Origin of the sequence: Arthrobacter sp. ZGTC412, assembly GCF_002929215.1 — a bacterium.
GTDB lineage: Bacteria > Actinomycetota > Actinomycetes > Actinomycetales > Micrococcaceae > Arthrobacter.
The window spans coordinates 71,516-91,898 of sequence record NZ_PJII01000016.1; the positions used below are offsets into that span (position 1 = coordinate 71,516).

A 20,383-nucleotide genomic window follows, 5' to 3' on the forward strand; every position below is an offset into this window, starting at 1 on the left:
GCAGTGCCGGGGCGCCGTCTAAAGTCGAACCATGACTGAAGCCGACGCGGAAATCCTGGCGCTCCCCACCGAAGACCCCACCTCATCGCTCATCTCCCTTCTTGATCTTGGTGAGCTGGAGGGAGCCCGGACTGACGAGGACATCTTCCTGGGTCCGTCGCAGCAGCAGCCCCACCACCGCGTGTTCGGCGGCCAGGTGCTGGCGCAGTCACTGATTGCCTCCATCAGGACGGTGGACCCGGGCCGTTTTGTCCACTCCATGCACGGCTACTTCCTCCGCCCGGGTGATGCGAACAAGCCCATCACCTTCGGTGTGCAGCGACTCCGTGACGGCAGGTCCTTTTCCGCCCGGCGCGTCCATGCCTACCAGGAAGGCGTGCCCATCCTGTCGATGATCGCCTCCTTCCAGGGCGAGGACGAGGGCGTAGAGCACGAGTCCGTGATGCCCAGCGGAATACCCGACCCCGAGTCGCTGCCCAGCACTGCGGACCTGCTGGGAGAGTTCGACCACCCCGTGGCGCGGCACTGGGCCTACGAGCGGCCCTTCGACATCCGGCACGTTGATCCGCCGCTGTACGTCTCGGCAAAAGGTGAACGGGAAGCACGCAATGCCGTATGGATGAAGACCTTCGGCCCCATGCCGGACAATCCCAACCTGCACCGTGCGGCCCTGGCGTACGCCAGCGACTACACCCTGCTGGAGTCGATCCTTCGGCGCCACGGGCTGAGCTGGATCACTCCCGGGATGAATGTTGCCAGCCTGGACCACGCCATGTGGTGGCACCGTCCCGCCCGGGTTGACGAGTGGCTGCTGTACGTCCAGGAGTCGCCGAGCGCCCAGGGTGCCCGCGGGCTGGCGACCGGCAAAATCTTCAACCAGGCAGGCCAGCACGTGGCCTCCGTGGCGCAGGAAGGCATGGTTCGTGTGCCCACCGACCTGAAGAACAAGGTGGTAGGTGCTTTCCAGTCGAAGGTGATGGAGCATCAGATCCGCAAGGCCGGCCGGGACTAGCCTTCCGGGGGGTGTCCCCCCGGGCTGGGTCCAGGGCTGTGTCCCGGGCATGAACGCCAACAGGCCGGCACCCCAAGGGTGCCGGCCTGTTTTTGCTTGTCGCCGCTAACGTTGTTGCGTCCGCGGCGTCCGCGGTATCAGTCGCGGGTCAGGCGACGGTGCGTGACGCGGTGCGGCTTGGCCGCATCCGGACCCAGCCGCTCCACCTTGTTCTCCTCGTACGATTCGAAGTTGCCCTCGAACCAGTACCACTTGGAGGGGTTTTCCTCGTCGCCTTCGTAGGCCAGGATGTGCGTGGCCACCCGGTCCAGGAACCAGCGGTCGTGCGAGACCACCACGGCGCAGCCCGGGAACTCCAGCAGCGCGTTTTCCAGGCTGCTGAGGGTTTCGACGTCGAGGTCGTTGGTGGGCTCATCGAGGAGCAGCAGGTTGCCGCCCTGCTTGAGGGTCAAGGCCAGGTTCAGGCGGTTGCGTTCACCACCGGAGAGCACACCTGCCTTCTTCTGCTGGTCCGGGCCCTTGAACCCGAAGGCCGCAACATAGGCCCTGGAGGGCATTTCCACGTGGCCCACCTGGATGAAGTCCAGGCCGTCCGAGACAACTTCCCACAGGGTCTTGTTGGGGTCGATGCCGCCGCGGCTCTGATCCGCGTAGGAGATCTTGACGGAGTCGCCGATCTTCAGGTCGCCGCCGTCGAGCGGCTCCAGCCCGACGATGGTCTTGAACAGCGTGGTCTTGCCGACGCCGTTAGGGCCGATAACACCCACGATGCCGTTGCGGGGCAGGGTGAAGGACAGTCCGTCGATCAGTGTCCGGTCCTCGAAGCCCTTCTGCAGGTTCTTGGCTTCCAGCACCAGGCCACCCAGGCGGGGTCCCGGCGGGATCTGGATTTCCTCGAAGTCAAGCTTGCGGGTGCGGTCTGCCTCTGCGGCCATTTCCTCATAACGGGCGAGGCGGGCCTTGGACTTGGTCTGGCGGCCCTTGGCGTTGGAGCGGACCCATTCCAGTTCCTCGCTGAGGCGCTTGGCCTGCTTGGCGTCCTTTTTGCCCTGGACTTCCAGGCGCGCCCGCTTCTTCTCCAGATAGGTGGAGTAGTTGCCCTCGTAGGGGTACAGGTGGCCGCGGTCCACTTCCGCGATCCATTGGGCCACGTGGTCCAGGAAGTAGCGGTCGTGGGTGACGGCCAGGACTGCGCCGGCGTAGCTGGAGAGGTGCTGCTCCAGCCACAGCACGCTCTCGGCGTCCAGGTGGTTGGTGGGCTCGTCCAAAAGCAGCAGGTCCGGCTTCTGCAGGAGCAGCTTGCAGAGGGCCACGCGGCGGCGCTCACCACCGGAGAGGTTGGTGACGTCGGCGTCTGCCGGCGGGCAGCGGAGCGCGTCCATGGCCTGCTCCAGCTGGGAATCGAGGTCCCAGGCGTCTGCAGCGTCGATGGCTTCCTGCAGGTGTCCCATTTCCTCGAGGAGGGTGTCGTAGTCAGCATCGGGGCTGGCCATTTCCTCGGAAATTTCGTTGAAGCGCTGGATCTTGCCGTAGATCTCGCCTACACCTTCCTGGACGTTGCCCAGGACCGTTTTTTCTTCGTTCAGGGGTGGTTCCTGCAGGAGGATTCCCACTGTGTAGCCGGGGCTGAGCCGGGCCTCGCCGTTGGAGGGGGTGTCCAGTCCGGCCATGATTTTCAGGATGGTGGACTTACCGGCACCGTTCGGGCCCACAACACCGATCTTGGCGCCAGGAAAGAAGGACATGCTTACGTCGTCAAGAATGAGTTTTTCGCCAACGGCCTTGCGGGCCTTGGTCATTGTGTAGATAAATTCCGCCATGGTTCCAAATCTAGTGGGTTGGCGGGCATAACTCACATTCGGTGCGCCCGGATCAGGAGCCTACAAAGCACGTGCCGGTGGCCAGTACCGGAAGGACCGTCACTGCTACGGCACCGTCGCGGACCTGGCCGATGACACAGTCACTGCCCTGGAGCACGGAGGCTTCGATGGCATCGGCTTCCAGACCGGTGGGGGTCCGGCTCTGAGATACCTGCAATGCTGACGGTGCGATGCCCGCTCCGATCAGGGCCTCTGTCACCTGCGCCGTGGCGGGCTTGGGCGATCCTGCGGCCAGTCGTCGTAGGGCGTCCGTCACAGTCTTCCGGACCGTTTTAGTGGCGGCGGCCTCGGGGCCAGCTGTCGATTGCCCTGCGGATGGATTCACCAGCGGTCCTCCCGGACGCGTTTCCGCTGTGACCGGGTTTGTCCCCGCGCCGATTGCGGATGAGGCTGCAGTTGCGGGCTCGGTTGCCCCCGGCTGGACAACCGACGGCATCCCGCCCATGCATCCTGACAAAGCGGCCGCCAGGGCGGCTCCGGCCACGGCTGCCACGAAGCGGCGTGCAGCCCGGCCGGACGCTGAAGGAGCAGCCGATGATGCCCCGGCCGTAAGGTTCTGCCGGTGGTCAGGGGTGGTCCGCATGGTGTCATTCTGCCATGTGGTCCGGTAGCGGCCTCACAACCTGGGCGGTCAGGGCGCGGCCGGGGGGGGTGCCGCGGTCCTGCCCGCCCAGGAAACCAGGGGACGTTGATATTGGGGATTCCTAGACTCCGGATTCGGCGAGTTCCCCCGTCTCCAGGTCCAGGGCGACAAGGTTGCCGTTGCTGTCCTCGACGTAGGCTGCGGCTGGATCGCCGTCGCCGGGCAGGTCTTCTTCGTTGTCCTCCGGGTCGTCGAGAGGTCCATTGATGCCGGCACCGGGATCTCCGTCGAGGCCCGGTTCCTGCTCCACGAGCGAGAGGAGTGGTTTGGTGGAGGATCTGGTGAAGTTGGCGGTGCCCCATGTGAGGTCATGACCCACGGCGTCGGCATCGATGGTGTGTGAGTAGTAGACCCTGCCGTCCTTTTCCCAACTGCGGATCTTCAGCTTGCCCACCACGATGACAGGCTGGCCTTTCCTGATGCTGCAGCCCATGCTTCCCGCCAGGTGCCGGTAGCCCTGGACCGAGAACCAGTTCGTGTGGCCGTCCGACCACGTGCCGGATTCCTTGTCGTACCGGCGGGAATTGGATCCGATGCGGAAGGAAGCGGTGGCCACTCCCCCTGTTGTGGTGGAGCTCTTGATCTCGGTGGCAACGAATCCCCGGATCGTTATCATGTCGCTCATCTTTACGTCCTGTCTTCTAGTGATGCCCTAGCAGGCAAGACCAGCATCACGCCCCGGCCTTCCGCTGGGTAGGCAGCGCTTTCGCTATGTGCACAACGGGCACCTTGATGTGCCTGTGGAGGAAAAGCCGCTGCACGTCGGTGAAAGCGCCCGCACTTCCGGCAATGTAAACTTTTTGAGGCGCCGGAATTCAGGTCCGGAGGCCATTGCCTCAGTAGCTCAGGGGATAGAGCAGCGGCCTTCTAATCCGCCGGTCGGGGGTTCGATTCCCTCCTGGGGCACTTTGGAGAGGCGGCTTTGGTATGCGGGATGCAGGCCAAAGCCGCTTCCAGGCCTTCAGGCTATGTTTCCGGCGGACCTGATGACTGCCTGGATACACCTGATGTGGCGGGATGCGCCGCCGGGGCTCCAGTGCGGATGACCCACCAGCCAAGTGTTGCCACCACCAGACCTATAGGGATCCCGTACGGCGGCAGGCCCGCGTTGTAGCCGAGGACGCCTGCCACCACGAACAGCACGCCGAGCCATGCGGGGAACATGCGTGAACGCCAGCCGGCGATGCCAAAGACCATCCAGCCGAGGGCGAAAAGCACGTAACTGGACAGCCCTCCGATCGCCAGCATGCCGGACCCGCCGGCAAGGATGGCGCCGGGGGCCACATCGGCGATCCAGGGGCCGGCGAAGCCGTCGAACCACATGTTGCCGGCCATGTCCAGGGTGCCTGCGAGCGCGAAACAGAATGCCACTGCGCCAAGCGCTCCGGCCCGGCCGCCGAGCCTGAAGTACACGGACACCAAGGCAAGGACAAGCCCGGTGAACACCACCCAGTACAGGGCGTTTGTTACCTGGAAAGGCACCTGCCTCATCATCTCTATCCGGTCGAGGCTCCGGTCGGCCGCGAGCAGGCGCGCCACATCCACGGCGGCGAAGACGATGCCTGACACCATCGCGATGGGGCCGGCAGCTTTAGCCAGTGGTGAGGTCACTTTTCCTCCTGACGTGGATGGGGTTGACGGCGGCTCCTTCACCGGAAGCCAGGGCGCCGCTCGCCCGGCGGCTTCCCTGCCGCCGTCGTTCACAGGGGAAGCCTCCCGAAGGAAAATGCTGCGACGGCGGTGGCCCGGCGGGGTGCCTTCTGCCAGGCCTGCCGGTCCAGGGCAATAGTGCCCAGGACGGCGAGGACCACGACCATGAAGTAGACCAGCTCCACGCGGACGGCGTCGGCGCCGGTGAAGCCAAAGGAACCCATGGTGAAGGTGCCCTGGCTGTTGTGGAACAGGAGCGTCAGCAGGACGCTGCCGTCCGTGCGGTTGAAAAGCCAGACGTAGAGGAAGGTGATGGCGAACGTCGTCGGCAGGCCGGTCACGCTAAGCCCGCCAAAAAGGACCAGCGGCAGGTGCCACAGGGCCACGAGGACGCCGAGGATAGCCGCGGACACCAGCGGAGAGCGGGACGTCTGAAGCAGCGGGAGGGCATAGCCGCGGAAACCGGGCTCCTCGCCCAGCGGCCCGTCCAGCGGATTGACCAGCCGCACGGCGAAGACGGTCAGCATGCCGCTCCACGTCAGCTGTGCGAGGCCCGGGGCGGCGGCCCCGAGCACCATGGTGATAACCCCCGAGACCAGGACAAGGAGGACCGGGAGGAGAATCGCGACGGCGTACCAGATCCATCCGACGCGCCACCGGATAAGTCGTCGTCCCCAGGCGCGGAAGCCTGCCCGGCCTTCGGTCAGGGCGATGACGATAATTGCTGCAGCAAGCGGGCCTATGGGCAGAAATTCCATGCGCGGAATAAGCCCTGATGCGTAAGCAGGCCACGATGCCCAGGAAATCGCGTAGGTCAGAATGAAGAAGGCCTGTAGCCTGTGACGTTTTAGCCAGCCGGTGGAACGCATGATGGCTCCAAACAGACACTGCAAGGTGCTTCAATTGTCCGCCCCTGGAAGCGTCCGCGCCAGTGCTGCCGCAGGACGCTAAGAGTGCAGCCGGTGGGGTGCTTCCACCAGCGACCGGAGCACGCTGCCGGCAGCCCCCAGCAGGGCGCCGTTTTCTCCGGCGACAGCGGTGGTGATGTGCTCAGGCAGGAACTTTCCCGGCGCGTACCTGCTGAGGCTGTCCAGCAAGGGCGGGCGCAGCCAACGTTCGAGGACGGCGAAGTGCCCGCCGAGCACCACCGTTTTGATGTCCACTATCCGGGACGTGGACGCAACCGCCACGCCCAAGGACCGACCAGCCCGCTGGACGGCGAGCAGCGAGGCAGGTTCCTCGTCGGTGAGCGCGCTTGTTAGGGCGGACATGCTTTCCGATCTCGTTTGCCGCTTGTCTGCCACTCCGGCGGCAGAAAAGATGGCGTCCTGCCCGGCGATCGTCTCCAGGCAGCCCGTTCCGCCGCAGGAGCAGGGGCGGCCGTCGGGGTCGACAACGACGTGGCCCACCTCCCCCGCATGGCCTTCGGGGCCGGTGAAGAGTTCCGACTTGATGACGAGTCCGCCACCGACGCCCACCTCGCCGGAAATGAAGAGGAAGTCCTTTCCGCCGCTGGGTCCGCGGGCCAGTTCCGCCAGGGCCGCCGCATTGGCTTCGTTGAAGAGTGTGACCCCCAACGGCAGGCCGGGGAGCAGACCGGTGACGTCAAGCTTTACGTCCCGCCAGCCCAGGTTGGGGGCAGTGATGACAGTTGAGCTGCCGTCATCCACAAGTCCAGGAACAGCGAGCCCTCCGCCCAGGATTTCAACACCTTTCGCCGCGGCCGCCGCCCGCACCTCGGCGGCCAACGCGGAAAGGGCGGTCATCACCGGCGCACTGGCACTGTCCCGATTGTCCCGTTCAAGAATTTCCTGCACCACCACGGTGCCGGAAAGATCAGTCACGCCTGCAGCAATGTAGTCGACGTTGATTTCCATGCCCATCACGCCGCGCGCCGGATTCATTTCCAAGCCCATCCCCGGCCGGCCGCGCTCCCCTTGGGGGTTCAGGCCGAGTTCACGCAGAATGCCTGCGTCAAGGAGGTCCAGGACGATGCTCGATACCGACGCCTTGGTCAGCCCGGTGGAAGCGGCAATCTGCGCGCGGGTCAGGTGGATACCAGCTGGAGACTGTGCCACCGTGCCCAGGACGAGCGCAAGGTTGCTCCTGCGCACATCCCCCATACTCCCCGGTGTGCCGGCGTCGGTCTGGGCAGGTGCGCCTGCCGTGTACGCCATGGCCGGTCTCCTCGTAGTCGGTGCGGGACCGTTCTTGCGTTCCCCTTGCTCTTGACCCTAGCCTAGTCACGCTTATATAGTTCAAGCAATAAACTAACTAGCCCGACCAGCCGCAAAAGACTAGTGCAAGGACGCATCATGACTCTTTCCCCCACGCCCGCTGATAAGTTCACGTTTGGTCTTTGGACTGTTGGCTGGACCGGCGCTGACCCGTTTGGTGTCGCCACCCGCGCGGAGCTGGACCCGGTGGAGGCGGTGCACCGGCTGGCCGAGCTTGGCGCGTACGGCATCACGTTCCACGACAACGACCTGATCCCCTTCGATGCCACGGCCTCGGAGCGGGACCTGATCCTGAAGAACTTCAAGGCAGCCCTGGCCGAGACCGGCCTGAAGGTCCCGATGGTCACCACGAACCTGTTCAGCCACCCGGTGTTCAAGGACGGCGGTTTTACCTCCAACGACCGCTCCATCCGCCGCTTCGCCCTGTCCAAGGTCCTGCGCAACATCGATTCCGCCGCCGAGTTCGGTGCCGAAACCTTTGTGATGTGGGGCGGACGCGAAGGCAGCGAATACGACGGCTCCAAGGACCTCGCCGCGGCTCTGGACCGGATGCGCGAAGGCGTGGACACCGCTGCGGCGTACATCAAGGACAAGGGCTACAACCTGCGTATCGCGCTCGAACCCAAGCCCAACGAACCCCGCGGCGACATCTTCCTGCCCACTATCGGCCACGCCCTGGCGTTCATCGCCCAGCTCGAGCACGGCGACATCGTGGGCCTGAACCCCGAAACCGGGCACGAGCAAATGGCCGGGCTGAACTTCACCCACGGCATCGCCCAGGCCCTCTGGGCCGGCAAACTCTTCCACATCGACCTCAACGGCCAGCGCGGCATCAAGTACGACCAGGACCTCGTTTTCGGCCACGGCGACCTCACCAGCGCCTTTTTCACCGTCGACCTGCTCGAAAACGGGTTCCCCAACGGCGGACCCCGCTACGAAGGACCGCGCCACTTCGACTACAAGCCCTCCCGCACCGACGGCTACGACGGCGTCTGGGAATCAGCCAAAGCCAACATGAGCATGTACCTGCTCCTGAAGGAACGCGCCCTGGCCTTCCGCGCCGACCCCCAGGTCCAGGAAGCCCTCGCCGCCTCCGGCGTCTTCGAACTCGGCGAAACCACCCTCACCGCCGGCGAAACCGCCACCGACCTGCTCAAAGACACCACCGCCTTCGAGGACTTCGACGCCAACAAGGCAGCCGAACGCTCCTTCGCGTTCATCCGCCTCAACCAACTCGCCATCGAACACCTCCTCAACGCCCGCTGACCCATGGCACTCGTAGCAGGCATCGACAGCTCTACCCAGTCCTGCAAAGTGGTGGTCCGCGATGCGGACACCGGAGCACTGGTGCGCTCCGGGCGGGCAAACCACCCGGAGGGCAGCGAAATCCATCCGGACCACTGGTGGACTGCCCTTCAGGAAGCAATACAACAGGCCGGCGGCCTGAATGATGTGGCAGCAATATCTGTCGGGGGCCAGCAACACGGCATGGTCTGCCTGGACGCCGACGGCCGGGTCATCAGGCCGGCACTCCTGTGGAATGACACCCGCAGTTCCGGTGCCGCCCTGGAGCTCATCAGGACCGCGGGCGACGGCGACACTGCTGCCGGTGCCCGCTACTGGGCCGGTGCCACAGGCACCGTCCCGGTAGCATCGCTGACCCTCACGAAGCTGCACTGGCTGGCAGCCAATGAGCCGGAGAACGCGGCGGCGGTGGCGGCCGTCTGCCTGCCGCACGACTGGCTGACGTGGCGGCTCCTGGGCTACGGCGAGAATAGCGGCCCCGGAAACCTCGAGGCCCTGACCACAGACCGTTCGGACGCGTCCGGAACGGGCTACTACTCGGCGGCGGCCGGTACGTACCTGCCGGACGTCCTGGTGTCATCGCTCGGGCACGTCCCGCTGTTGCCCGATGTACTGGGTCCGCTGGATGCCGCCGGGAAGACTCCTGCCGGTGCCCTGGTGGCCGCAGGCGCCGGGGACAACGCGGCAGCGGCGCTGGGCGTGGGGGCCGGCATCGGTGATGTGGTGATGTCGCTGGGCACCTCCGGAACGGTCTTCGCTGTGTCCGGCACTCCGGCCGCCGATCCGTCCGGGCTGGTGGCAGGGTTCGCCGACGCCGCCGGGAATTACCTCCCGCTGGTCTGCACACTGAACGCAACCCGGGTTTTTGACGCCACCGCGGCACTTCTGGACGTCAGCCTGGCGGAGTTCAGCGAGCTGGCGCTGTCAGCCGAAAGCGGCGCCGGCGGCTTGACCCTGGTGCCGTACTTTGATGGCGAGCGCACCCCAAACCTGCCCGACGCCACGGGTTCCCTGCACGGCATCACCCGCGGGAACTACACGCCGGCGAACCTGGCGCGGGCCGCCGTCGAGGGCGTGGTCTGTTCCCTGGCGGATGGACTCGCAGCCCTTCAGGAACAGGGAGTCGACGCCAGACGGATCATCCTGGTGGGCGGCGGAGCCCAGTCCAGGGCTGTGCAGGAGGCAGCGGCCCAGCTGTTGGGAAAGGAGGTCACCGTGCCGCGTCCCGGCGAGTACGTGGCCGACGGTGCCGCCCGGCAGGCCGCCGCTGCCCTCACCGGAACATTTCCGCAGTGGGCGCTGGACGCCGTCGACCTTGCAGCGGGGCAAGACGACGCCGGAGTGCTCTCCCGCTACCGCCGGTGCGCTGCGCTGTACGCCTAGGCATCCTTTAGACAGAAGGACCCGGACCGCCATTGCGGTCCGGGTCCTTCTGTATGTGGTGCGCGGGCTCCCGGCAGCCATGTTGGGAAAGCGTGGCGGGAGCCCGCGGCCTGGATCAGGTCAGGCGTACGGGAGGACGAGCTCCGCGTAGCGCTCCTTCACTGTGGCAAGGACGGTGTTGCCGTCCGTATCCCAGATGTCCTGATTGAAGATTTCAACCTCAATGTCCCCGGTGTACCCGGCGTCGCGCACCCAGGTGCCGATGGTGGCGAAGTCCACCACGCCGTCGCCCATGTATCCGCGGGACAGCAGCGGATCAGCAGCGATGGGCATGTTGAAGTCGCACACCTGGTAAGAGGCGATGCGGTTTTCGCGGCCGGCACGTTCGATCTGCGCCTTGAGCTCGGGGTCCCACCAGACATGGAAGGTATCGACGGCGACACCCACCGTGGATGCGTCGAACGGCGCTGCGAGGTCGAGGGCCTGCCCCAGGGTCGAAATCAGGGCACGGTCGGCGGCGTACATCGGGTGCAGCGGCTCAAGGACCAGGCGGACACCGTTTTCCTCGGCGAAGGGGACCAAGTCGGCGAGGCGGTCCGCGACGCGCCGGCGTGCGGCCACTACGTCCTTCTCCCCCGGCGCCAACCCGCCAACAACGAGGAACAGTTCCCTGGTACCAAGGGCCACCGCCTCCAGGATGGCCGCGCGGTTGTCAGCCAGTGCGGCGGCCTGCCCTTCGGCGTCGGCAGCGGTGAGGAACCCACCACGGCACAGGGAGGAGACCCGCAGGCCCGCATCCTTGATCAGGCGGGCAGCCTTGTCCAGGCCGGCTTCCTCCACCCGGTCACGCCACGGCCCCATGGACGGGATCCCCGCGTTGACGCAGCCCTCGACAACCTGGGCCAGGGTCCACTTCTTGGTGGTGGCGCTGTTGATCGCGAGGCGGGAAAAGTCGCTCATACCCCTACCCCGTTGATGCGCAGGTAGTCGGACATCCGGAAGGCGGCGAGTGCCGGGTCCCGGAGCAGTCCGGCCTGATCTGCCAGTTCGAACGTCTTGGCCAGGTGGCACACCGAGCGGCCGGAGTGCAGGCCGCCCACCATCTGGAAGCCCTGCTGCTTGCCGTTGAGCCAGGACATAAACGCGATCCCGGTCTTGTAGTAAAACGTGGGGGCACTGAATATGTGCTTGCCCAGTTCCCGGGTGGAGTCCAGGATTTCCCGTGCCCTGGCTGCGTTGCCGGCGTCGTAGTTCTGCAGGGCCACCGAAGCTGCCGGGTAGATGGCGGCGAAAATGCCCAGCAGGGCGTCAGAGTGGTGACTGCTGTCACCGTCGATCAGTTCCGGGTAGTTGAAGTCGTCGCCGGTGTAGAGGCGGACGCCTTCGGGCAGGGCAGCACGGAGGGCAACTTCATGGCTGGCATCGAGCAGGGAGACCTTGACGCCGTCCACCTTGGCCGCATTGTCCTTGATGAGCCCCAGGAAGGTATCGGTGGCCGTCGCGACGTCATCCGAACCCCAGTAACCGGCGAGGGCAGGATCGAACATGGTGCCGAGCCAGTGCAGGATTACCGGCTGGTCCACTTCCTGCAGCAGGGTGGAGTACACCTTCAGGTAGTCCTCGGGGCCGCTGGCCACCTTGGCCAGGGCACGCGAGGCCATGATGATGACCTTGGGTCCGGCCTCGGTGATCACGGCAATCTGCTCGCGGTACGCCTCGAGGACGGCCTTGAGGCCGGCTTCGCCGACGGGAAGTGAGTCGATGTCCAGCTGGTCAGTGCCCGCTCCGCAGGACACGAGGTCCCGGACGGTCTTGCCCGCAGTGGCTGCGTTGCCGGCCGAAACCACGGAGGCGGCTTCGACGCCGGTGCGCTTGATGAGCTGCTGCGTGGCGGCCCAGTCCAGGCCCATCCCGCGCTGGGCGGTATCCATGGCATCGGCAACACCGAGGCCATAGGACCACAGCTCGTGGCGGTAGGCCATGGTGGCTTCCCAGTCGAGCCGGGCAGGCGCACCGGGGGTGTTGTCTGCCAGGACCTCGGGGATGACGTGGGCTGCCGCGTAGGCGCGGCGGGCTGTCAGCGGGGCGGTGGGGCGGGCCCAGGACATAGCACCCTGGAGCCGGTATTCCCTGGTGCCACCGTCATGGGAGGGAAGGATAAGAGAGGTCATTAGAGCGTGATCTCCGGGATGTCGATGGTGCGGCGTTCGTCGTTGGACTGCAGGCCCAGCTCGGCGAGCTGGACGCCGCGGGCGGCGGACAGCAGGCCAAAGCGGTGCTCGCGGCCGGCAACAACGTCGCGGAGGAATTCTTCCCACTGCAGCTTGAAGCCGTTGTCCAGCTCAGCGTTGGCGGGGACTTCCTGCCACTGGTCACGGAAGGATTCGGTGACGGGCAGGTCAGGGTTCCAGACCGGCTTGGGGGTGTGTGCGCGCTGCTGGGCAACGCACTTGTTCAGCCCGGCAACGGCGGAGCCGTGCGTGCCGTCGATCTGGAACTCCACCAGCTCGTCGCGGTAGACGCGGACGGCCCAGGAGGAGTTGATCTGGCCGATGACCTGCTCCCCGGCCGGGGTCTCGAGTTCGAAGATGCCGTAGGAGGCGTCGTCGGCGGTGGCCTTGTATTCCTTGCCTGCCTCGTCCCAGCGGGCAGGGATGTGGGTGGCGGTCTTGGCGTTGACGCTCTTGACCTTGCCGATGATGCCCTCAAGGACGTAGTTCCAGTGGCAGAACATGTCCGTGGTCATTCCACCGCCGTCTTCCTTGCGGTAGTTCCAGGACGGGCGCTGGGCAGCCTGGACATCGCCCTCGAAGACCCAGTAGCCGAATTCGCCGCGGATGGAGAGGATGCGGCCGAAGAAGCCTTCGTCCACCAGGCGGCGGAGCTTGACCAGGCCGGGCAAGTACAGCTTGTCGTGGACGACGCCTGCGGTCACGCCGGCTTCCTTGCCGATGCGGGCCAGCTCGATGGCTTCCTCGAGGGTCTCAGCCGTGGGCTTCTCCGTGAAGATGTGCTTGCCGGCGAGCATGGCCTTCTTGAGGGTGGCTGCGCGAAGGCTGGTCATGGAGGCGTCAAAAATGATGTCGACGGTGGGATCGTTGATCACGGCGTCAAGGTCGGTGCTCCATTCAGCGACCTTGTGCTTTTCGGCGAGTTCCCGGATCTTGGCTTCGTTGCGGCCTACCAGGATGGGCTCAACCTGGATGCGGGTGCCGTCCTCCAGGGTGAAGCCGCCGGCGTCCCGGATGGGAAGGATGGAGCGCAGCAAGTGCTGGCGGTAACCCATCCGGCCGGTGATGCCGTTCATGGCGATACGGATCGTTTTTGTTTCGAAGCCCATGTGTCCTCCACGGTGAGTGAGCAGTTTTACTCAAGCTGAATCGGGAAAGCGCATTCCCACTACGTCAATGATGCACCGGCCACACCGAGTTGGCAAGCGCTTTCCGAAAGCAACCCATAACTGCCATACTGTGCTTACGCTTAATGACCTACAAAGCCAACCAGGAGACGCTGTGGCTGCAAGTACCCTTACTGAGGTGGCGCGGCTGGCCGGCGTATCACCGGCTACAGCCTCGCGCGTCTTGAATGGCAGCGCCCGCAAGCCCGGCCAAGACATAGCGGACAGGGTCCGCCAGGCCGCCGACTCGCTGGGATACATTCCGAACGCCCAGGCCCAGGGCCTTGCAAAGTCCAGCTCAGGCCTGATCGGCCTGATCGTCCACGACATCGCGGACCCCTACTTCGCTGCCATCGCCAGGGGCGTACAGGAAGCTGCACGCGAGCAGCGCAAAATGGTCCTGCTGGCCACCACCGGCGGAGCTCCGGCAGAGGAAAAGGAAGCAGTTGCTGCATTCGCCGCCCGACGGGCCGATTCAATCGTGATTGCCGGCTCCCGCTCTGCCCAGCCGGAAAACCAGGAAGGCAACGCTGAACTGGCCGCCGAGCTGGACAGGTACTGCCGCAACGGCGGCAGAGTGGCGGTAGTGGGCCACCCCGTGGTGGGTGCGGAGGCGCCGGAGGGCTACTACGTGGTGGCCGTGCCGAACCAGGAACTCGCCGCAGCGCTGGCGGGCAAACTCGCATCGGGCTGGAACGGTGACTTTGTGATCATCGGCGGTCCCAAGGGACTTTTCACTTCCGACGACAGGGTCCGCGGCTTCCAGGAGGGCCTCGCGGCCGCCGGGCGTGAACCTGCAGACATCGTACGCACCACCTTCAACCGCGCCGGCGGCTACGAGGCCGGCCTCAAGCTCGCCGGCCTGATTAAGGCCCGCCAGGCGGAGGCCGCGGAAGGGCCTGCCGGCAGGAAGCTGTGCATCTTTGCCGTCAACGACGTGATGGCCATTGGTGCGACCGCGGCACTGCGTTCAGAGGGGCTCCGCATTCCGCGCGATGCCATCATCGCCGGGTTTGACGACATCGAAACGCTCCGTGACTTCCGCCCGGCGCTCTCCACGGTCCGCCTCCCGCTCGAAGAGATCGGGCGCCTCGCCACCCGCGCAACGGCGCCGGGAACTGCTTCCGCCGGGGAAGGACCGGACGGCGCCGAATCCAACGCTTCAGGAATCCGCGGCGCAGATGCGGAAGAGGCAGCGGCCGACGGCGTGGGGCCGCATCCGATCACCGGCGAAGTTACGCTTCGGCGCAGCACCGAGACGGCTGCCTGACCGTGGCGCCCCGGCTGACAGCCGTCCCGTCCCGTACCGGCTCGCCCGGAGACCGGCCCGCGGTCCTGGTCCTCCCCGGGGGCGGATACGCCCGGCAGGCTGACCACGAGGCGGAGCCTGTTGCCGAATGGCTCGCCGGGTTGGGGATTCACGCTTTTGTCCTGCGGTACCGGGTTGCGCCGGACCGGCACCCGGCGCCCCTCGAGGATGCGAAACAGGCCATGCTCCACATCCGCAGCAGTGCGCACGGCCTCGCAGTTGACCACGGACGCGTGGGGGTACTGGGCTTCTCCGCAGGCGGTCACCTTGCAGCGACGCTCTCCACCGCGGTGGCCACCGGCAGCGTTGACCTCGATGTCCCCCAGGCGGTCCCTGACCTCACCGTGCTGTGCTATCCGGTGGTGTCCTACACCCGGGAGGTGCACCAGGGCTCGGTGGACAACCTCCTGGGCGACGCGCCGCCGTCGGACATCCTGGCGGAACTGTCAGCGGAACAGCAGGTTACCGCCGAAACGCCCCCGGCGTTCCTTTGGCACACGGCCGACGACGCCGCCGTACCGGTGAGCCATAGCCTGGGCTACGCGGGCGCGCTGCTCAGCGCAGGCGTTCCCGCTGAGCTGCACGTCTTCCCCAACGGACGCCACGGTTTGGGCCTTGCCGACGGCGAGCCCGGGCCCGATCAGTGGAGCTCGCTGTGTGCGGCCTGGCTGGATCGTGCGGGCTGGACACACCCCGCACCGGGACCGTCCTGACCCTGAGCATGGTGAACCGGAAAGCGATCCATGCCATCCGCACCGGGCTGCGTGAGCTGGCGGACCCGGTGCGTGCTGCCGGTGCCCAGGCGTACATGAAATCCGCCATACCGTCCCTGGGCGTCCGGGTACCGGAGGTGCGACGGCTGGCGGCGGCGGTGGTTACCAGGTATCCGTTTGACTCCCCGGACCAGCTGCGGGCCAGCGTGCTTGAACTGTGGCGCACTGCGGAGTTCCGCGAGGAGCGGTATGCGGCAATCGACCTGACCGGCGGCAGGCTGGTGGCGGCGGATCTCACCATGCTCCCGGTCTATGAGGAAATGATTCGCCAGGGTGCCTGGTGGGACTTTGCTGACGGGGTTGCCGGCCGCATCTGCGCACTCCTTCAGGCACACCGTGCAGAAATGTCAGCGGTCATTCTGCGGTGGAGCACCGACCCGGACTTTTGGGTCAGGCGGGCTTCAATCACCGCGCAGATCAAGGCCAAGGCGGACACCGACACAGAGCTCCTGCGCCGCGTGATCGAGGCGAACCTTGCAGACCCCGAGTTTTTCATCAGGAAAGCGGTCGGCTGGGCCCTGCGGGAGTACGCGAAGACAGCGCCGGAATGGGTGGCGGCTTTTGTTGCCGCGCACGAGGACAGAATCAGCCCGCTGTCACGCCGGGAGGCGCTGAAAAACCTGGCTAAATGACCGGCCGTTCAACTACCGGTTCGGGACTCTTCCGGAAGAGGCTCCTCGTGCGGGGATCCCAGAAAATCAGGTAGAGGCCGAACAGCAGGCCCGTAACGGCAGCGGCGACCCTGGCCAGGACCAGCGCCAGGCCAAGGTCAGCGGTCTGCAGGTACGGGAAAACCTCCAGTTGGTCGGAAATTGCGTAAATCATAAAGAACGAGACCACGAAGTAGAGTGCCTTGACCTGCCAGTCATTGCGGATGCCGGTCACGGCAAACAGCGGAATGAGCCACACCACGTACCAGGACTGGATCATGGGCGCCAGCACGACGATCGTCGCGAACGCAAGAGTCAGCCGGCGGATCAGGCGGTCGTGCTCACCCCTGAAAATCAGCCAGGCGACGATGCCCACCGCCAGCAGCTTCCCGGCGTCGAACACCCAGCCGGCGAGGGTCCAGCCGTCCAGCCCGAACGAGTTGGCCAGTGAGGCGACCACCAGTCCGATAAGCCCCACCGGCGCATACCAGATGAAGATGCTGCCCGGGGCCGAGAGCCCGCTGATCCAGCCGAACCCAAAACCGTTAACCAGACTCATGAGAACCAGGAGCCCCAGGCTCAAAGCTGCCGTCAGGCCCCAGTAGGAGAACTTGCGCAGCCAGCTTGCGTTTTTTCCGGCCCACAGCAGCCCGATGAAGGGCAGGAAAACAATGGTGATGGGTTTGACGGCGATGGAGAGTGTCACCAGGACGATGCCACGTACCACGCGGTGGGTCGCTGAGTAGTAGAGGCCGGCCAGGGCCAGCCCAATCATGAGGGCATCGTTGTGGACGCTGGCGATGAAGTTGGTCAGGAAGAGGGGGTTGGCCGCCGTCAGCCACAGGGCCCGGTTGGGGTTGACCCCGTGCAGTTCGGCAAGTTTGGGCACATAGATCACGCAGAGGACCACTCCGGCCAGCGCCACCAGCCGGAACAGCATCACGCTTGCTTCAGGTTGGACGTTGGTGGCCCACACGATGAACTGTTCGATCCAAAGGAACAACTGTCCGTACGGAACGGGGGCCTCGGTCCACATTTTGTCCGCGCCCAGCTGGAAGTAGTTGGATAACGCCGAAATGCCGTTTTCGTACGGGTTGAAGCCCTCCACCATCAGGCGGCCCTGGCCGATGTACGCATAGACGTCGCGGCTGAACAGCGGCACGCTGAACATCATGGGCAGCCCCCAGGCGACCACTGCCATCAGGGTGGCCTTTCGGGCCTCTTCTCCCCAGACGCGGACACGCTGGCCCAGCCGGAGCCAGGCGCGGACCAGGAGCATCCCGCCTACGGCCAGCAGAACGATGGACAGGGCTACGCCCGCCGCTTCCGCCCGCATCCAGATGAACAGCGGCATCCGGCGGAGTTCCGAGACAGGGGCCAGCCACCCCACTCCCAGGGAGCCGATCAGCATAAACATTGAGCCCGCAAATCCGGCCAGGAGCGGCGAGCGGGGATTGTCGACTTCGGCCCCCACTGCTGCAGCAGTGTCCGCGGCCGCCAGTTCCCTGGCTGCAGGCACACGCGCCGTCATCTCAGGATCGTCCAATCTCTTGGGTCTGCGCTCTTGGGTTTGCGCGGTTCCGCCCGGTGGGCTGCATGGCAGGCCAGGGCGGTTACAACGACAGCAATTTGTCCCGCCGCGTACCCGAAATCCTAGCACCGGCAAGCAGCCGGGAGGTGTAACGGTAGGCTGGTCCGGTGCCTATATCTAACGAACGAATCGTCTGGATCGACTGTGAAATGACTGGTCTGGACATCAAGAATGACGCCTTGATCGAGGTGGCAGCCCTGGTGACGGACTCCGAACTGAACATCCTCGGAGACGGGGTGGACGTAGTGATCAAACCCGACGATGCCGCCCTGGCCCAGATGAACGACTTCGTCCGGGACATGCACACCAAGTCGGGGCTGCTCAAGGAACTCCCGCACGGCATCACCATGGCCGAAGCAGAAGCCGCAGTCATGGAGTACATCGAAAAGTGGGTACCGGATCCGCGCAAGGCACCCCTGGGAGGCAACTCGGTAGGCACCGACCGCGTGTTCCTTTCGCGCGACATGCCTTCCGTGGTGGAGCACTTGCATTACCGCGTGATTGACGTGAGCACCATCAAGGAGCTTTCCCGCCGCTGGTTCGCCAGGGCCTACTTCCAGTCGCCGGCCAAAAAGGGTGGCCACCGCGCCCTGGGAGACATCAAGGATTCCATCGATGAGCTCCGCTACTACCGTGCGGCTGTGTTTGTCCCGACGCCGGGCCCGGACAGCGCCACAGCACAGCAGATCGCTAAGCGCATCGCCGCGGCTGGCGATGCGCAGCAGCCGAAAGAGTAATTTGCGCCACGTTTGCGGGAAATTTCAATGAAATCCGTAAAAGTGGACGAAGCACCCCTCAAGAGCAGGTAAGCTATTTGAGTTGCCTTTCCAGAGAGCCGGTTCGCCGGTAAATCTGCAGGGCGCATGGTGGGCTTAGCTCAGTTGGCAGAGCGCCTGGTTGTGGTCCAGGAGGTCGCGGGTTCAACCCCCGTAGCTCACCCTCACAGGATGGTATTGACAGCCGTCCAGCAAGGAGGCCGCACCGGATTACCCGGTGCGGCCTCCTTTGTTTTGCACAAAGATATCGCCGAAGGACCGTGAGATGACTGTTCTGCCAATCACCATCTGGGGAGAGCCCGTCCTGCACCGCAGGGCAACCGAGGTAGAAGTGTTCGACGACGAATTGCGGACCCTTATAGCCGACATGTTCGAAACGAACGACGCAGCCAACGGCGTGGGCCTCGCCGCCCCGCAAGTGGGCGTTGGCAAGCGGATCTTTGTTTACAAGTACGCCAACGACGACGGCGCTCCCCCCACCGGTGTGCTGGTTAACCCGGTCCTCACTCTGTCGAAAATTTCCGGGGCTGTCCCCGACCCCGACGAGGAAGAGGAAGGCTGCCTGTCGTTCCCCAGCGGGCAGTACCCGCTGAAGCGCGCCGAGTGGGCCCGTGTGGAAGGCTTTGACGGCTTTGGGCAACCGGTCAAGTTCGAGGCGACGGGCTGGTTCGCCCGCGTACTGCAGCATGAGTACGACCACCTTGACGGCAAGCTCTATGTCAACCGGCTGATGGACCGCTACGCGCGCAAGGCCATGAAGCAGGCCAAGAAAAACGGCTGGGGCGTTCCCGGGCTGACGTGGATGCCGGGCGTGGACCCGGACCCCTTCGGCCACTAGGTCCGACGGCGGTACGCTGCCGGACTGCCTTCATGCGGCACCGCCGTGAAGATCAGTTGGCTGAAATGGTCTGCTGGTCCGGGCAGGACCCGAGTACACGTTTCATGGCCTCCTTCTCCGCCTCGGTGACCCATAGGCCGTACGAGGCCTTGACGGAGATTTGGCGCGCCACGTAGTGGCAGCGGATTGATTTGTTTTTGGGGAGCCAGGTGGCGGCGTCGCTCGCGCCCTTCTCGCCATTAACCGGCCCATCCGCAGCAATGAGGTTCAGCGGGTCGTTGGCGAGGCGCTGACGCTGTGCCACCGTAAGCGCCTGGGCACCTTTCTGCCACGCGTCCGCCAAGGGAACCACGTGGTCTATCTGGACCGCCCGGCTGCTTTCGGCGCCCCTGCGGAAGTCCAGGAGCTGTCCGAGGTAGGGCTCATGGAAGGAACCGCCGGCCACCCGGCACTTGGAGCCTTCCATAAAGACCACGCCGGTGAGGTCACGCCGCAGGATGTCGTTGCGGGTATCGCAGCCGTTGCGGTCCGCGTCCTGCCAGGCCTGGCCGAAAGCCTCACGGTCGTAGTTATCCTTGGCGGCCCGCCCCTTCACGGCAAGTCCGTCCAGTGCGGAGAGGGCGGTGCCTGAAGGCACCGGGTGCACCGGCACTACGGGCTTCATCCACGCGGGATCGAAAACGGGAGCTTCTGTGGGCCCGGCAGCGGTGGGCTCCGCTACCGCAAACTGGCCGGCGGTAAAGAACCAAAACAGCGCACCGAGTGCCGAGACGGCGGCAACCGCCAGGACTCCCCACGCCTGACGGGAACGACGGCGGGCGCGCCGGTACGCGGACCAGCTCACGGTCATGGAGTTCCTGGCCTTCCGGTAATGTCATGCACCAGAAGAGCCTAGGACAGCCGCCTGTCATGCCCGCCGATATCCACACTGTGGAGGGC

At 65.3% G+C, this 20,383-nt stretch carries 19 protein-coding genes and 2 tRNA genes; 10 read left to right on the forward strand and 11 right to left on the reverse strand.

Annotated elements, in window-relative coordinates; translation table 11 throughout:
• Positions 1 to 31 precede the first annotated feature (31 nt).
• Positions 32 to 1,012, forward strand: a complete 981-nt coding sequence (locus CXQ88_RS16455; RefSeq protein ID WP_104045217.1) for an acyl-CoA thioesterase — start codon at positions 32 to 34, stop codon at positions 1,010 to 1,012.
• Positions 1,013 to 1,149: 137 nt separating this feature from the next.
• Here CXQ88_RS16455 and ettA read toward each other — a convergent pair whose 3' ends face one another.
• From ettA to CXQ88_RS16470, 3 genes are all read right to left on the reverse strand, one after another.
• Entirely contained in the window at positions 1,150 to 2,832 is a 1,683-nt protein-coding gene (gene ettA, locus CXQ88_RS16460; protein WP_104045218.1) for an energy-dependent translational throttle protein EttA, read from the reverse strand.
• A 52-nt stretch (positions 2,833 to 2,884) separates the two neighbouring features.
• Entirely contained in the window at positions 2,885 to 3,475 is a 591-nt protein-coding gene (locus CXQ88_RS16465; protein ID WP_104045219.1) for a DUF6993 domain-containing protein, read from the reverse strand.
• A 121-nt stretch (positions 3,476 to 3,596) separates the two neighbouring features.
• Positions 3,597 to 4,160, reverse strand: a complete 564-nt coding sequence (locus CXQ88_RS16470) for a single-stranded DNA-binding protein (protein ID WP_104045220.1) — start codon at positions 4,158 to 4,160, stop codon at positions 3,597 to 3,599.
• Between the two features lie 208 nt (positions 4,161 to 4,368).
• Here CXQ88_RS16470 and CXQ88_RS16475 point away from each other — a divergent pair.
• Positions 4,369 to 4,441 (forward strand) — tRNA-Arg (locus CXQ88_RS16475).
• Between the two features lie 60 nt (positions 4,442 to 4,501).
• Here CXQ88_RS16475 and CXQ88_RS16480 read toward each other — a convergent pair.
• The 3 genes from CXQ88_RS16480 to CXQ88_RS16490 all read right to left on the reverse strand — a co-directional run bounded on the left by CXQ88_RS16480 (position 4,502) and on the right by CXQ88_RS16490 (position 7,362).
• Positions 4,502 to 5,146 carry a hypothetical protein gene (locus tag CXQ88_RS16480; protein ID WP_104045221.1) on the reverse strand — a complete coding sequence of 215 codons (645 nt, stop codon included), beginning with the start codon at positions 5,144 to 5,146 and terminating at the stop codon, positions 4,502 to 4,504.
• A gap of 89 nt (positions 5,147 to 5,235) precedes the next feature.
• The gene (locus tag CXQ88_RS16485; RefSeq protein ID WP_181037570.1) at positions 5,236 to 5,943 is read right to left on the reverse strand and encodes a CPBP family intramembrane glutamic endopeptidase; all 708 of its coding nucleotides are present in this window, start codon (positions 5,941 to 5,943) and stop codon (positions 5,236 to 5,238) included.
• A 189-nt stretch (positions 5,944 to 6,132) separates the two neighbouring features.
• A complete protein-coding gene (locus CXQ88_RS16490; protein WP_104045223.1) occupies positions 6,133 to 7,362 on the reverse strand; it encodes an ROK family protein in 1,230 nt (409 codons plus the stop codon).
• Positions 7,363 to 7,500: 138 nt separating this feature from the next.
• Here CXQ88_RS16490 and xylA point away from each other — a divergent pair, with 138 nt between their 5' ends.
• On the forward strand, positions 7,501 to 8,688 hold the full coding sequence (xylA, locus tag CXQ88_RS16495) for a xylose isomerase (protein ID WP_104045224.1): 1,188 nt from the start codon (positions 7,501 to 7,503) through the stop codon (positions 8,686 to 8,688).
• 3 nt (positions 8,689 to 8,691) lie between these two features.
• Complete coding sequence (xylB, locus tag CXQ88_RS16500) at positions 8,692 to 10,110, forward strand: xylulokinase (RefSeq protein WP_104045225.1); 1,419 nt, start codon at positions 8,692 to 8,694, stop codon at positions 10,108 to 10,110.
• 120 nt (positions 10,111 to 10,230) lie between these two features.
• Here the strand turns inward: xylB and CXQ88_RS16505 are convergent, their stop codons facing one another.
• Genes CXQ88_RS16505 through CXQ88_RS16515 form a run of 3 tightly spaced genes read right to left on the reverse strand, consistent with a single transcriptional unit; the run spans position 10,231 to position 13,450 of the window.
• A complete protein-coding gene (locus CXQ88_RS16505; RefSeq protein ID WP_104045226.1) occupies positions 10,231 to 11,070 on the reverse strand; it encodes a sugar phosphate isomerase/epimerase family protein in 840 nt (279 codons plus the stop codon).
• On the reverse strand, positions 11,067 to 12,281 hold the full coding sequence (locus tag CXQ88_RS16510; protein ID WP_104045227.1) for a dihydrodipicolinate synthase family protein: 1,215 nt from the start codon (positions 12,279 to 12,281) through the stop codon (positions 11,067 to 11,069). The genes CXQ88_RS16505 and CXQ88_RS16510 overlap by 4 nt, the downstream gene beginning before the upstream one ends.
• Positions 12,281 to 13,450 (reverse strand): Gfo/Idh/MocA family protein, encoded by a 1,170-nt coding sequence (locus CXQ88_RS16515; RefSeq protein WP_104045228.1) that lies wholly within the window; start codon positions 13,448 to 13,450, stop codon positions 12,281 to 12,283. Before CXQ88_RS16515 ends, CXQ88_RS16510 begins: the two co-directional genes overlap by 1 nt.
• Before the next feature lie 172 nt (positions 13,451 to 13,622).
• Between CXQ88_RS16515 and CXQ88_RS16520 the strand changes: the two genes are divergently transcribed.
• The 3 genes from CXQ88_RS16520 to CXQ88_RS16530 are packed head-to-tail and all read left to right on the forward strand — an operon-like array spanning position 13,623 to position 16,221.
• Complete coding sequence (locus tag CXQ88_RS16520; protein ID WP_104045229.1) at positions 13,623 to 14,777, forward strand: LacI family DNA-binding transcriptional regulator; 1,155 nt, start codon at positions 13,623 to 13,625, stop codon at positions 14,775 to 14,777.
• Positions 14,778 to 14,779: 2 nt separating this feature from the next.
• Entirely contained in the window at positions 14,780 to 15,529 is a 750-nt protein-coding gene (locus CXQ88_RS16525) for an alpha/beta hydrolase (RefSeq protein ID WP_104045230.1), read from the forward strand.
• Positions 15,530 to 15,537: 8 nt separating this feature from the next.
• On the forward strand, positions 15,538 to 16,221 hold the full coding sequence (locus CXQ88_RS16530; RefSeq protein ID WP_104045251.1) for a DNA alkylation repair protein: 684 nt from the start codon (positions 15,538 to 15,540) through the stop codon (positions 16,219 to 16,221).
• Here CXQ88_RS16530 and mptB read toward each other — a convergent pair.
• A complete protein-coding gene (gene mptB, locus CXQ88_RS16535) occupies positions 16,214 to 17,770 on the reverse strand; it encodes a polyprenol phosphomannose-dependent alpha 1,6 mannosyltransferase MptB (RefSeq protein WP_181037575.1) in 1,557 nt (518 codons plus the stop codon). The two genes, CXQ88_RS16530 and mptB, sit on opposite strands and share 8 nt — an antisense overlap.
• A 167-nt stretch (positions 17,771 to 17,937) precedes the next feature.
• On the opposite strand from mptB, the gene orn reads away from it, so the two are divergent.
• The 3 genes from orn to def all read left to right on the forward strand — a co-directional run bounded on the left by orn (position 17,938) and on the right by def (position 19,444).
• Positions 17,938 to 18,567, forward strand: coding sequence for an oligoribonuclease (orn, locus tag CXQ88_RS16540; protein ID WP_104045231.1), 630 nt, complete (start codon positions 17,938 to 17,940; stop codon positions 18,565 to 18,567).
• 129 nt (positions 18,568 to 18,696) lie between these two features.
• Positions 18,697 to 18,769, forward strand: a tRNA-His gene (locus tag CXQ88_RS16545).
• 102 nt (positions 18,770 to 18,871) lie between these two features.
• Complete coding sequence (def, locus tag CXQ88_RS16550; protein WP_104045232.1) at positions 18,872 to 19,444, forward strand: peptide deformylase; 573 nt, start codon at positions 18,872 to 18,874, stop codon at positions 19,442 to 19,444.
• Between the two features lie 52 nt (positions 19,445 to 19,496).
• Here def and CXQ88_RS16555 read toward each other — a convergent pair whose 3' ends face one another.
• Complete coding sequence (locus CXQ88_RS16555) at positions 19,497 to 20,294, reverse strand: HNH endonuclease family protein (RefSeq protein ID WP_104045233.1); 798 nt, start codon at positions 20,292 to 20,294, stop codon at positions 19,497 to 19,499.
• Between the last annotated feature and the right edge of the window lie 89 nt (positions 20,295 to 20,383).